We start from the raw sequence: 12,497 nt of genomic DNA, 5'->3' as shown, positions 1-12,497 counted from the left end.
GGCAGAATGCCCGCTCAGCTCGCTTCCTCCCCCAGTTCCTGAAGAATCTGATGCCGCGCCCGATTGAGGCGGCTCTTCACCGTTCCGACCGCGCAGTCGCAGATCTCGGCGGCGGTCTCGTAGCTCTCGCCCAGGATGGCCACCAACGTCAGCACCTCGCGGTAATGCGGAGGAAGTTTCTGCAGGGCCTCCTGCACTTCCTTGGCGCGCATGCTGACCTCCTGCGTCGCAGGTATGGGCGTATCGCCGGAAATATTGTCTTCGATACCCGGAGCCTCCCGGCCCAGCACCTTGGCGCGCGTATAGAAAGTGTTGCGCATGATGGTGAACAGCCAGGATTTCAGCCTGGTTCCAGGCTCGAACTTGTCGAGATTGGCGAGTGCCTTGGTTAGCGTTTCCTGCACCAGATCGTCCGCATCGGTCGGGTTGCGGCAGAACGTACGGGCGAAAGCGCGCAGAGCCGGTATCAGCTTTACTATGTCCGCACGTGCAGGCTCGCCATTCAACTGTGATTCAGACACCGTTGCCTACCTCTTCGAAGTCTCGATGGCGGGAATGACGGTGGCAAACGCACGCCACGTATATTTGGTTCCCGGAACATGAACGGGCTGTTCATCTTCGTGACGGAACAAACTTCGCCCTGCCCCTGTTGATAGTTTTTTCCGGCTGTTTCGGCTTTTCATGGAGTACCGATCATGGCACCGCGCGCGAACTGGAAAGGCTATCTGAAGGTCGGCGAGCTGAGCTGCCCGGTGGCCCTTTATACGGCTGCCTCGACCTCGGACAGGGTGAGCTTTCACATCATCAACCGCGAGACCGGCAATCGGGTCCACCGCCAGATGGTCGATGCGGAAACCGGCCGGGAGATCGACAGCGAAGACATCGTGAAGGGTTTCGAGGTCGCAAGCGGCGAATACGTCATCCTGGAGCCGGAGGAAATCAAGGCCGCCGTCCCGGAAAGCGACAAGACGCTTTCGCTGGAAACCTTCATACCCTGCAATGGCGTCGATACGCTCTATCTCGACCGGCCATATTATCTGGCCCCCGCCGATAAGCCTTCAGCGGAAATCTTCGAGCTGATCAGGAAGGGGCTCCAGGAGAAGGACGTGGCGGCGCTTGCCCGCACCGTACTCTTCCGCCGCCTGCGCACGCTTTTGATCCGGCCCTCGAACGAGGGGCTGATCGCCACCACGCTGAACTACGACTACGAGGTGCGCTCGTCCAAGGAGGTCTTCTCCGACATCAAGGAATTCAAGATCGAGGGCGAGATGCTCGATCTCGCCAGGCACATCATCGACACCAAGAAGGGCGAATTCGATCCGACCGAGTTCGACGACCGTTATGAAGCGGCGCTTGCCGAACTCGTGAGAGCCAAGATCGAAGGCCGCAAGCCGCCGAAAAAGCCGAAGCGGGAAGAAAAGAAGGTCTCCAATCTTCTCGACGCGCTGCGCCAGAGCGCCCGCGGTTCGGCGCCATCCACCGGCAAGCCTCAAAGGAAAACCGCGCACAAGACTGCGCCTCGTAAAACTGCCGCTCCCCAGAGAAAGGCTGGCTGAACATGGCGCTCGAAACCTACAACCAGAAGCGTAACTTCAAGGCCACGCCCGAGCCTGCCGGAAAGGCCTCGCGAACCCGAAAAGCGAAGAAGACCGGCAATAGCTTCGTGATCCAGAAACACGCGGCGACAAGGCTGCACTACGATTTCCGGCTTGAAATGGATGGCGTGCTGAAAAGCTGGGCAGTTACCCGCGGCCCGAGCCTCGTGCCGGGTGAAAAGCGGCTGGCGGTGCATGTGGAGGATCACCCCCTCGATTACGGCGGCTTCGAAGGCACGATCCCGCAAGGCAATTACGGCGCGGGCGCCGTGCTGCTGTGGGACCGCGGCACATGGGAGCCGATCGGCGATCCGCACAAGGGCTACAAAAAAGGCCACATGGAATTCGAGCTGAAAGGCGAGAAGCTGGAGGGCCGCTGGCACCTCGTGCGCATGGCCAATCGAGAAACGGAGAAGCGCGAGAACTGGCTGCTCATCAAGGGCGAGGACGAATTCGCCCGCGCCGAAGGCGATCCCGATGTGCTGGAAGAGAAACCGCTTTCGGTGAAGACCGGCCGCGCGATCGAGGAACTGGAGGGCAGAAAGAACAAGAGCAATAGCCGAGGAAAGACGGCCAAGGCAAAAACCGCCGGCAGGGCCGAACCCGAGGCAGGCTCCGTCCCGGATATTTCCGGTCTCAAGGGAGCCAGGAAGGCTGACTTTCCGGATTTCCTCGAGCCGCAGCTTGCGACACTGGTAAAGACCGCCCCGTCCGGCAAGCGCTGGGTCCACGAAATCAAGCTCGACGGTTACCGTCTTCAAGCGCGCATAGAAGATGGCAAGGTGAAGCTTCTGACCCGGACGGGTCTCGACTGGACCGAGAGGTTCGGCAAGGAAATCGTCGCGGAATTCCGCAAGCTCAAGGTGGAAACCGGGATCATCGATGGTGAAGTGGCGGTCGAAAACGGCACGGGTGCCACGGATTTCTCGCTGCTGCAGCAGGAACTCAGCGCCGGCCGCAGCGATCGCTTCACCTTCTACGCTTTCGATCTGCTTTACCTGGACGGCTACGATCTCACCGGCGCACCGCTCCTGAGCCGCAAGGAGGCCTTGCAGGCCCTGCTGGCGGAAGCCGGCCAAAGGCTGCGCTACAGCGAGCACTTCGAGGATGAGGGAGGCCTGGTGTTGAAACATGCCTGCCGTCTGAGCCTCGAGGGCATCGTTTCGAAGATCGCCAACGCGCCCTATCGTCCCGGTCGCGGCAGGGACTGGCAGAAGTCCAAGTGCTCCGCGCGCCAGGAATTCGTCATCGCCGGCTACGTTCCCTCCTCCGTCTCCGACAAGGCGATCGGTTCGCTGGTGATGGGCTATTACGAAAAGGGCAAGCTGCTCCATGCCGGCCGCGTCGGCACCGGCTATACCAATGCGGTCGCCCGATCGCTCTTGAAGACGCTCAACGAATACCGGATCGACAAGAGCGCGTTTGACGAAAAGCTCGCGGCGGTGGAAAAGAAGGATGTTGTCTTCCTGAAGCCCGAGCTGGTGGCCGAAGTCGAATTCCGCGGCTGGACGGCCGATGCGCATATTCGCCACGCCGCGTTCCGGGGTCTCAGGGAAGACAAGAATCCGAAGGACATTGTCCGGGAGGGCGGACCGGTGAATGCAGCCGAAGAACCGAAGACGCCGGCCCGCACGGTCAACCTGACCCATCCCGACCGCCTCTACTGGCCGGATGCGGGCGTCACCAAGGCCGGGCTGGCCGATTATTACACCCAGGTCTGGCGGCTGATGGCGCCTTTCGTCGTGAACCGGCCGCTCGCGCTCGTGCGCGGTCCCGACGGCATCACCAAACAGCTCTTCTTTCAGAAGCACGTCTGGAAGGGCATGACGAAACACGTGGTCCCGGCGCCCGACCCGACCGATCCGGACGAGATAGATATCGCCATCCGCGATCTCGATGGGCTGCTCGGCCTGGTGCAGGGAGCCGCCCTCGAAATCCACCCCTGGGGCTCGACGCTCGACCATTGGGAAAAGCCGGACATGGTCAATATCGATCTCGACCCCGGCGAAGGCGTCACCTGGGACAGGATCATCGAAGCTGCCTTCGAGGTGCGCGAGCGCTTCGAGGCGATCGGATTGACGGGCTTCGTCAAGACCTCCGGCGGCAAGGGCCTGCATGTCGTGGCGCCGGTAAAGCCCAAGGCGGAATGGCCGGATGTGAAGACGGCCATGAAGGCACTTGCCGACGGCATGGCCGGCGACAGCCCCGACCTCTACGTCTCGACCATCACGAAATCCAAACGCAAGGGCAAGATCCTGGTGGATTACCTGCGCAACGGCCGCGGCGCCACGGCGGTTGCGCCCTACTCCACCCGCGCACGCGCCGGCGCTCCGGTTTCCATGCCGATCGCCTGGGAGGAACTGACCGGCGCGATAGGTCCGGCCTACTTCACCGTCAACAATGCCCTTCCCCGGCTTGCACAGATGGCCGCCGATCCATGGGCGGATTTTCGCCGGGCGGAGGCGGAGATCGCGGTCAGCGGAAAGACAAAGCGCGCCGGCAGGAAATAGGCCCTATTTGCGGGAAGAGCGCTCGGCGGCAAGGCTCTTCTTGAGCGCGCTCATGATGTCGATGACATTGCTGGGGCGCTCCTCCGCCGGCTGCTCGGCGCGCTTCTTCGTCTTCTTGCCTTTCTTGCGCTCGGAAATGATGTCGAGCAGCCGCTCCTGGACCGGATCATCCGCCAGGGAAGGTTCCCAGGATTCCGTCCGCTCCTCGATGAGCTTCTTCATCATCGTCAGGTGCTTGGCATCCGGTTTCGCATCTCTCGCATTCTCGAAATAGGGCTCCGGATCGCGCACCTCGTCACCGTAGCGGAGCGTCCAGACGACGATCCCCCGGTCCTTCGGCACGAGCATCACCGCCCGCTCGCGGCGGTACATGACGAGCCGTGCGATGCCGGCCGTGCGGGTCTTCGCCATGGCTTCCCGGATGACTGCGAAGGCTTCGGCGCTCACCTCGTCGTCAGGGGCGAGATAATGCGGCCGGTCGTACCAAAGCCAGCCGATCGACGCGGTGGGCACGAAAGTCTCGATGTCGATGGTGCGGGTGCTTTCAAGGCCGACATCCTCGATCTCCTCGTCCTCGAAGAGCACATATTCATCCTCGCCCTTGGGGTATCCCTTCACCTGGTCGTCGTCCTCCACCGCTTCCCCCGTCTCAGCATCGACATACTGGCTGAGCACGCGGTTATGGGTTTTGCGGTTGAGGTTGTGGAAGCGCACCTTGGCGCTTTCGGAGACCGCCGGCGTCATGGTGACCCTGCAGGTAACCAGGGACAGTTTGAGATAGCCTTTCCAGAAAACACGCGGCGCCATCGGGAGAATTCCTTGCCTCGACCGCAAGGCAAACGTCATCGCCGCCCGGAAGTTCCGGAACAAACTATTGCCGCAACCGTTTGGGCGGAACAAAGACAGGAGGGTAAAACCATGAACAACAAAGGCGCCCCTAAACCAGAAAAGGATGTGGATAAGAGAACCGTCCAACGCTCCGCGCGCGAACGCCAGGAGGCCAGCGAGCTGGAAGAACAGCTCGAAGAAGGTCTCGAAGACACCTTTCCGGCGAGTGATCCGATCTCGACAACCGTGACCTCGATACCTTCCGGAACTCCGAAACCGCCGCGTCGTTGAGCGCCCATACCCATTTCTACCCTCGTGGACAGCGCCTGCAAGCCAGGTCGCCGGCCAGGTCGCTGGATGTGTTCCATTTACTTTTTCGGGGAATTTCCGAAACTTATGATGTTGGTGTATGGAGGACTGGTGTAAAGTTCGATAAGCGGAGTAACTATCGGCATTGATGTGCCGGTTTGGACGCTTCAGAGGTCGGGATGACGAAAAAGATCGCTCCAGTCTCGGAGACGGAATTGAAATTGGGTCGTCGAGTGAGCCGCGAGGTTTCCGTACTCCTGATGGAGATACAGAAGGAACCGGTCCCCGATCGCCTGTTGCAGCTTGCCCTCGAGCTGCAGAAAGCCCTCAACGACAAGCTGGCTGAGCGGCCCGACTGAGCGAGCCTCGCTCCACCTCCAGTTCCTAATCGAGCTGGGTCGAGATGATATTGTCCACCTTCACCTTGCCAGCGACAATCCCTCGCGGACCTTCCGGACTGAACCTGCCGCTGTCGTCTTCTATCACCGTGTAGAGCTTTTCATTGCGGAAGGTGCTCGCCATCTCGGTCGAATTGCCTTCGGCGGGAGAAGCATCGATATCGGTGAAATCGAGTTCCGCCTGGCTGGCGACGAGCCGCGCATCGCCGGGCGTTCTCGCCCGTACCACGACCTCTCCCTGCGAGGGGGAATTCTGCCAATTCGGATCGTCCGCGGCAGCGATCGGCACGAGCCGATAGACCTTCAAAACTTCCTGCATCGGTATCTCTCCCGGAATTGCCTTGCGGGGCAAACGTTCGCCCCGCCCGCCGGTTCCCCCGAGAACGTGTCGGGAACCTCGCAAGGCCGTGCCCGTTTCTTCAGACCTCCTTTCAAACCGGTCGATCGGGATTTTCATGGAAGACCCAAGGCACTGCCGCCATCTCTGTGTCGACATGCAGCGCATGTTCGCTGAGGATACGCCCTGGAACGTGCCGTGGATGCAGCGCGTACGCGAGCCGGTGGCGGCGATTTCGCAAGCCCACCCGAGCGAGACCATATTCACCCGTTTCGTACCCGTGCGCGAGCCGTCCGAAGCGCGCGGCACATGGCGGAACTACTACCTGAAATGGCCGATGATGACCCGCGAGGTTCTGGGAGATGCGGTGGTCGACATTCTCCCCGAGCTTCGGGCGCTGGCGCCTCCCGCCGTGGTCCTCGACAAGCCGATCTACTCGCCCTGGCTGGACGGCCGCCTGCATTCCTTCCTGCAACAGCACGAGGTGACGACGCTGGTGATATCCGGGGGCGAAACAGACGTCTGCGTGCTCGCGGCCGTGCTGGGTGCCGTCGACCTCGGCTATGCGATCATCCTCGTCCAGGACGCGATCTGCAGCGCATCGGATGAGACGCATGACGCCTCGCTCGAGCTTTACGCCAACCGCTTCTCGACGCAACTGCGCCTGTCAAGCGCAGCCGAGGTCATCGACTGGTGGCGCTAAGCGGCTGGATATCCTTGGCGGAACCTTTGGCGCGGCCACCGGTTGTCTTTGGAAAGGGAAAGTCCCCAGAAGACAAGGAGGTGTCCCTCGATGAAAGACGAGCAACCGAAGTCCGGCCGCCCCGGCGAAACCTCTCAGTGGCCCCGTTGGGAAGGGCCGGCTGAAAGCCGCCCGAGCGGATACCTTCCGGGCGAGGCGAACATCTTCGCCGACAATCCTCAACAGCAGGTGCATCGCGGCAAGGGACCGAAAGGATACCGGCGCGCCGACAGCCGCATCGAGGAGGACGTGAACGAACGGCTGACCCAGGACCCCTTCATCGACCCGACGGATATTGCCGTATCCGTGAAAGACGGAGTGGTTACGCTTCAGGGCCATGTCGCGAGCCGGGCCGACAAGCGCCGGGCCGAGGACTGTGCGCTTGACGTGCACGGCGTGTCGGATTGCCTCAACAACCTGCGCATCATGCCGGAACGGCATTAGGCGCAAGTGAAAGGAGAAAGCGATGGCCGACAATCTCTGGTTCTTCGCCGTGGCGATCGGCCCGATCCTGCTCGGCGCCGCCATCTTCTACGGCATCATGCATCGTCGCCGGCTGAGCCGCGGCGAGCAGCACCGGCAGGAAGACGCCGTGGAACATCTTTACGATAAGCCGCCGGGTGGCCGCGAGCCTTCCACTCATCAGTCCACCCATCCGCGTTGAGCGGATCTACTATCAGGAACCTTCCAGCCCTCCGCTGGTTAGATGCCTCGCGAACCCTCGCCACGAAACACCCCGAACAAGGAGAGAGACAATGGCCACCAAGACCCTCGATGATCTTTTCTACGAGACCCTCAAGGACATCTATTACGCCGAGCGCAAGATCGTGAAGGCCCTGCCGAAAATGGCGCGCGGCGCCCGGAGCGAGAAGCTGAAAGCTGCGTTCGAAAAGCACAAGGAAGAAACCGAAGGCCAGATCGAGCGCCTGAACCAGGTTTTCGAGATCATCGGCAAGCGTGCCCGCGCCAAAACTTGCCCGGCGATCGACGGCATCATCGAGGAAGGCGAGGACATCCTTGACGAATTCAAGGGAACGCCGGCTCTCGACGCCGGCCTTCTGGCAGCCGCCCAGGCCGTCGAGCATTATGAAATCAGCCGTTACGGCACGCTGCGCGCATGGGCCAAGCAGCTCGGGCTGAAGGACGCCGTGAGCCTTCTGGAGGCGACGCTTGCCGAAGAGACCAAAACCGACGAGGCACTTACAGGCCTTGCCGAAGCTGCTCTGAATTCCGCCGCCCAGAAGGCAGCCTGACAGACATCAGAAATCGGGGCGCCGATGGCGCCCCCTCCTACCTATTTTTTCCCTAATGAAACCACCGGCTCCCTGATAGCGGAAACGTTCGACGGCGCCAGGAAACGTAGCTTCACGCCATCGATAATATAGGCCCGGCCGGTTGCGTCCGAGACTGGATCGCAGTACCTTTCGATAGGAATGCTTTTGCCCGGCCGAGTAACTTTTCCGGCCGTTGAAATGCTCCGTAACCGGGCAGATTTTCGCATTCCAATCTGCGGTCACGCGAGCAGAGATTTTCATTTTCCATACCCGGAACTTTTTCATTCCCGCGACGTTCGGGATTGGGCGAATGGAGACGAAATATGGAAGCCGAGGAAGACTGGATCAGGAAACGGGCTTATGCTTTGTGGGAAGCGGAAGGATATCCTTCCGGCAAGGACAGGGAACATTGGGAGAGGGCAAAACTCGAATATGCCACCCTTGTTTCCGCGCCGGCCAAACCGGCAACGGTCCGCCGCAAACGCAGTGAAATTTCCGAACTGACCGCTTCTTCGGAACCTGCCGTCAAGTCAGTCCCCCTGAAGGCGCCAGCCAAGAAGCGCGCGAAGAAAGTTTCGCTGGAACAGTGATGCCCGGCGAGGCCGGATCACGACCATATTCCGATGTCGTTCTACTGCGGCAAGCACCGTTGCCGCGGGCGTGATCTCTTACGCTGGAAACCGCCATGGCATCTGAACGCACGTATCCTTCAAATTCTGTCCCGAAAGGGAACGCCGGGCGTGTTCCCAATGTTTGGATCAATGAAGATCAAGCACGGAGGCAGGCATGACGAGCGTTCCCTTTCCAGCCAACATGCACGACGAACGGCACGACTTGGCGGATCGTGGAGCGGCTTTCGTCGATCACCCGATGGAAGCTCCTCGGATGAAGATCCTGTCCGTGACCTCGGAGATCTTTCCCCTGGTGAAGACCGGCGGCCTCGCCGACGTTACGGGCTCTCTCCCGAAGGCGCTAAAGCCCTACGGGGTGGAAACGACATCGCTGGTACCCGGCTATCCGCGCGTCATGAAGCAGTTGAAGAACGCCTTGCCGCTCATGGTTTTCGAGGATCTCCTCGGTGAAAGGGCTTCGCTGCTTCACACCAGGATCGATGATCTCAACCTTTTCATCCTCGACGCACCAACGCTCTATGATCGTCCCGGCGGTCCGTACGTAGACGAGCACGGGATCGATCATCCCGACAACTGGAGACGCTTCGGCGCTCTCTCGCTCGCCGCGGCGGAAATAGCCCATGGGGCCTTGCCCGGCTGGCAGCCGGACCTTGTCCACACGCATGACTGGCAGTCCGCACTTACCTCCGTCTACATGCGCGAAATGGGCTGCTCCACGCCGGTGGTGATCACCATCCACAACATCGCCTTCCAGGGACAGTTTCCGGCCTATCTGCTCGGACCGCTTCGCCTGCCGCCAAGAGCCTACTCCGTCGATTGCATGGAATATTTCCGAGACATCAGCTTCCTCAAGGGCGGGCTCCAGACGGCCGACGCGATAACCACCGTCAGCCCCACCTATGCGCGCGAAATCCTCACCCCCCGTTTCGGCATGGGTATGGATGGCGTCCTGAGCCAACGGGTCGCGGTGCTGCGCGGCATCGTCAATGGCATCGATCTCGACATATGGGACCCCGCGACGGACCCCTATCTGCCGCACAAATACGACATCAACTGCCTGCGCCGGAAACGCCAGAACCGCGCCGTGCTCATGGAAACACTGGGGCTCGACCCCACCGACGGTCCCGTTTTCTCGGCCGTCAGCCGTCTCACCTGGCAGAAGGGCATGGACATGCTCGCCGACGCGGCCGATGAAATCATCTGGAATGGCGGCAGGCTCGTCGTGTTCGGCCAGGGCGACCACCACGTGGAAGATCATCTTCTGGCGACGGCCGCGCGCTATCCCGGCCGGATGGCCGTCCGCATCGGCTACGACGAGCCGATGGCCCACCTGATCCAGGGCGGCTCGGACGCCATAATCCAACCCTCCCGCTTCGAGCCCTGCGGTCTGACGCAGCTCTATGCGCTGCGCTATGGCTGTGTGCCCGTGGTTTCCCGCACCGGCGGCCTTTCGGAAACCATCATCGATGCCAACGATGCCGCAATGTCGGCGCGGGTGGCGACAGGCTTCCAATTCCATCCGGTCAACACAGGCGGGCTGCGGCTTGCGCTACGCCGGGCGGCGCATGCCTATGCCGATCGCAAGAACTGGGCACGCCTTCAGAACCAGGGCATGAAGACGAAATTCTCGTGGGAGCGCAGCGCCCTGCAATATGCGGCGATCTACGCCAATCTCACGCGCCGCTCCGCGATCACGATCGGCCAGATCCGCATCACGCATTGACGCGGCTAAGGCCTTCGGAAGAGCGCGAGGCTGCGGCCTTCGAGTTCGAAATCCTTCTCCATGACGATCCTCTCGCCGTGTCTCGATAGATCGGAAGTTGTGAGCTCCAGCACCCAGCCTTCCTTGCCGAATTGCGGAATGCGGAAAGGCACGTTGCCTTCGAACGGGTTGAAGAGCAGCAGCACATCCGACCAGACACCGTCCTGGCCTTCGAGATCAGCGCGGGACAGATGAAGGCCGAGCGTCGTGCCGTCATCCCAGTGCTCCGGCTTCTGTTCGCCGCCCCCGGCATTGAACCAGTTCACCTCCATGCCGTCGCGCCAGTTCTCGCGGCGAAGCAGGGGCTGCTCCTGGCGAAGCTTGATGAGGTGGCGGGTAAATTCGCGAAGCTCCTCGCAGGTCTCGGGCAGGTTCTCCCAATGCACCCAGGAAAGCTCGCTATCCTGGCAGTAGCCGTTGTTGTTGCCCATCTGGCTGCGGCCGAACTCGTCGCCAGCAAGCAGCATCGGCGTGCCGTGCGAGAAGAACAGCGTCGCAAGGAAATTGCGCTTCTGGCGCTCGCGGATCGCGTTGATGCCTTCGTCGTCGGTCGGACCTTCCGCCCCGTAATTGTAGCTTCGGTTGTCGTTATGGCCGTCCTTGTTGCCCTCCCCGTTCGCCTCGTTGTGCTTGTCGTTGTAGGAGACGAGGTCGTTCAGCGTGAAGCCGTCATGGGCGGCGATGAAATTGACGCTCGCCCAGGGCCTGCGGCCGCGCTGATCGTAAAGATCGCCGGAACCGAGCAGGCGTGCGGCGAAATCATTGGAGACATTGGTGCTTTTCCAATAGTCGCGCACGGTATCGCGATATTTATCGTTCCATTCCGCCCAGCCCGGCGGAAAGCCGCCGACCTGATAGCCGCCGGGGCCAATATCCCAGGGTTCGCCGATCAGCTTGACCGTCGAGAGCACCGGGTCCTGCGTCATCGCATCGAAGAAGCCGCCGCGCTGGTCGAAACCCTCCGGCTCGCGACCGAGGATGGTGCCGAGATCGAAGCGGAAACCATCGACATGCATGTACTCGACCCAGTAGCGCAGCGAATCCATGACGAGCTGGAGCACCCGCGGATGCGAGGTATTGACGGTATTCCCGGTACCCGTGTCGTTGATGTAGTAGCGGTGCTGGTTCGGCATCGTCCGGTAGTAGGAGAAATTGTCGATGCCCTTGAACGAAAGTGTCGGGCCGAATTCGTTGCCTTCGGCGGTATGATTGTAGACCACGTCGAGGATCACCTCGATGCCTGCGTCGTGGAAGGCGCGCACCATTCTCCGGAAACCCTGGATGCCCTCGGGCCCGTAGTAGCGGGGAGCCAGTGCGAAGAAACCGAGCGTATTGTAGCCCCAGTAATTCCTGAGCCCCTTGTCCAGCAAGTGCTGGTCGTCGGGGAAATAATGCACCGGCATCAGCTCGACCGAGGTGATGCCGAGGCTCCTGATGTAATCGACCGATGCCTTGTGCCCCATGCCCTCGAAAGTGCCGCGCAACGCCTCCGGGATCGCCGGATTGAGCTGCGTGAAGCCCTTCACGTGCGTCTCGTAGACGATCACAGCAGGCCAGGGGATATTCGGCCTCTCGTGATCCTGCCAATCGAAAGCGTTCGGATCGATCACCCGGCATTTCGGCATGAAGGGCGCGCTGTCGCGTTTGTTGAAGCTGAGGTCCTTCTTTTTGTGCTGGAGATCGTAGCCGAAATGCGCCGCGTTCCATTGGATGTCGCCGACGAGCTCCCGTGCATAGGGATCGACCAGCAGCTTGTTGGGATTGAAACGGTGGCCGTTTTCCGGCTCATAAGGTCCGTGGACCCGGTAGCCGTAAAGCGCACCGGGCTTGAGGCCTGGAATATAGCCGTGCCAGACTTCGTTCGTATACTCCGGAAGCTCGAGGCGGGCCGTTTCTATTCTGCCGCTGCTGTCGAAGAGACAAAGCTCGACGCGTTCGGCATGGGCGGAAAAGATTGCGAAGTTGACGCCTTCGCCGTCGAAATTGGCGCCGAGCTGGTTCCACGAGCCCCGCTCAACGATAAACTGGGTTGATTTCGTATCCATGCCGCACCTTTAGGACAGACGCGTATTAATTGCGCGGCACGGCATTTCGTTCCCTGACGGGATTT

The 12,497-nt window shown here is 60.9% G+C and carries 14 protein-coding genes; 10 read left to right on the top strand and 4 right to left on the bottom strand.

Annotation, left to right across the window (positions count from 1 at the left end):
• Nucleotides 1–14 precede the first annotated feature (14 nt).
• Nucleotides 15–521 carry a sigma-70 family RNA polymerase sigma factor gene (locus ACE04I_RS22225; protein ID WP_245282090.1) on the bottom strand — a complete coding sequence of 169 codons (507 nt, stop codon included), beginning with the start codon at nt 519–521 and terminating at the stop codon, nt 15–17.
• A gap of 174 nt (nt 522–695) precedes the next feature.
• On the opposite strand from ACE04I_RS22225, the gene ku (ACE04I_RS22220) reads away from it, so the two are divergent.
• A complete protein-coding gene (gene ku, locus ACE04I_RS22220; protein ID WP_046794839.1) occupies nt 696–1,556 on the top strand; it encodes a non-homologous end joining protein Ku in 861 nt (286 codons plus the stop codon).
• Between the two features lie 2 nt (nt 1,557–1,558).
• Nucleotides 1,559–4,105, top strand: coding sequence for a DNA ligase D (ligD, locus tag ACE04I_RS22215; RefSeq protein ID WP_046794840.1), 2,547 nt, complete (start codon nt 1,559–1,561; stop codon nt 4,103–4,105).
• A gap of 3 nt (nt 4,106–4,108) precedes the next feature.
• On the opposite strand, the gene ku (ACE04I_RS22210) is transcribed toward ligD, so the two are convergent.
• On the bottom strand, nt 4,109–4,912 hold the full coding sequence (gene ku, locus ACE04I_RS22210; RefSeq protein WP_046794841.1) for a non-homologous end joining protein Ku: 804 nt from the start codon (nt 4,910–4,912) through the stop codon (nt 4,109–4,111).
• A gap of 111 nt (nt 4,913–5,023) precedes the next feature.
• Between ku (ACE04I_RS22210) and ACE04I_RS22205 the strand changes: the two genes are divergently transcribed.
• Both ACE04I_RS22205 and ACE04I_RS22200 read left to right on the top strand, forming a co-directional pair.
• Nucleotides 5,024–5,224, top strand: coding sequence for a hypothetical protein (locus ACE04I_RS22205; RefSeq protein WP_046794842.1), 201 nt, complete (start codon nt 5,024–5,026; stop codon nt 5,222–5,224).
• A 197-nt stretch (nt 5,225–5,421) separates the two neighbouring features.
• On the top strand, nt 5,422–5,601 hold the full coding sequence (locus ACE04I_RS22200) for a hypothetical protein (RefSeq protein WP_137326639.1): 180 nt from the start codon (nt 5,422–5,424) through the stop codon (nt 5,599–5,601).
• A gap of 25 nt (nt 5,602–5,626) precedes the next feature.
• Here ACE04I_RS22200 and ACE04I_RS22195 read toward each other — a convergent pair whose 3' ends face one another.
• The gene (locus ACE04I_RS22195; RefSeq protein ID WP_046794844.1) at nt 5,627–5,959 is read right to left on the bottom strand and encodes a hypothetical protein; all 333 of its coding nucleotides are present in this window, start codon (nt 5,957–5,959) and stop codon (nt 5,627–5,629) included.
• Nucleotides 5,960–6,095: 136 nt separating this feature from the next.
• Here ACE04I_RS22195 and ACE04I_RS22190 point away from each other — a divergent pair, with 136 nt between their 5' ends.
• From ACE04I_RS22190 to glgA, 6 genes are all read left to right on the top strand, one after another.
• Nucleotides 6,096–6,680, top strand: a complete 585-nt coding sequence (locus ACE04I_RS22190) for a cysteine hydrolase family protein (protein WP_046795095.1) — start codon at nt 6,096–6,098, stop codon at nt 6,678–6,680.
• 90 nt (nt 6,681–6,770) lie between these two features.
• Nucleotides 6,771–7,163: a BON domain-containing protein gene (locus ACE04I_RS22185; RefSeq protein ID WP_052760405.1), complete on the top strand. Its 393-nt coding sequence runs from the start codon at nt 6,771–6,773 to the stop codon at nt 7,161–7,163.
• A gap of 22 nt (nt 7,164–7,185) precedes the next feature.
• A complete protein-coding gene (locus tag ACE04I_RS22180) occupies nt 7,186–7,383 on the top strand; it encodes a hypothetical protein (RefSeq protein WP_046794845.1) in 198 nt (65 codons plus the stop codon).
• Between the two features lie 91 nt (nt 7,384–7,474).
• Nucleotides 7,475–7,972 (top strand): YciE/YciF ferroxidase family protein, encoded by a 498-nt coding sequence (locus ACE04I_RS22175; RefSeq protein ID WP_046794846.1) that lies wholly within the window; start codon nt 7,475–7,477, stop codon nt 7,970–7,972.
• A 344-nt stretch (nt 7,973–8,316) separates the two neighbouring features.
• Nucleotides 8,317–8,583, top strand: coding sequence for a DUF2934 domain-containing protein (locus tag ACE04I_RS22170; protein WP_046794847.1), 267 nt, complete (start codon nt 8,317–8,319; stop codon nt 8,581–8,583).
• 295 nt (nt 8,584–8,878) lie between these two features.
• Nucleotides 8,879–10,348, top strand: coding sequence for a glycogen synthase GlgA (gene glgA, locus ACE04I_RS22165; protein WP_046795097.1), 1,470 nt, complete (start codon nt 8,879–8,881; stop codon nt 10,346–10,348).
• A gap of 5 nt (nt 10,349–10,353) precedes the next feature.
• Here glgA and glgX read toward each other — a convergent pair whose 3' ends face one another.
• Nucleotides 10,354–12,432 carry a glycogen debranching protein GlgX gene (gene glgX, locus ACE04I_RS22160; protein WP_046794848.1) on the bottom strand — a complete coding sequence of 693 codons (2,079 nt, stop codon included), beginning with the start codon at nt 12,430–12,432 and terminating at the stop codon, nt 10,354–10,356.
• Nucleotides 12,433–12,497: the final 65 nt, after the last annotated feature.

The sequence above is a fragment of the Rhizobium moroccans genome (genome assembly GCF_057559155.1).
The sequence above is the reverse complement of the archived record's forward strand: the minus strand, read 5'-3'. Positions and strand labels throughout refer to the sequence as shown.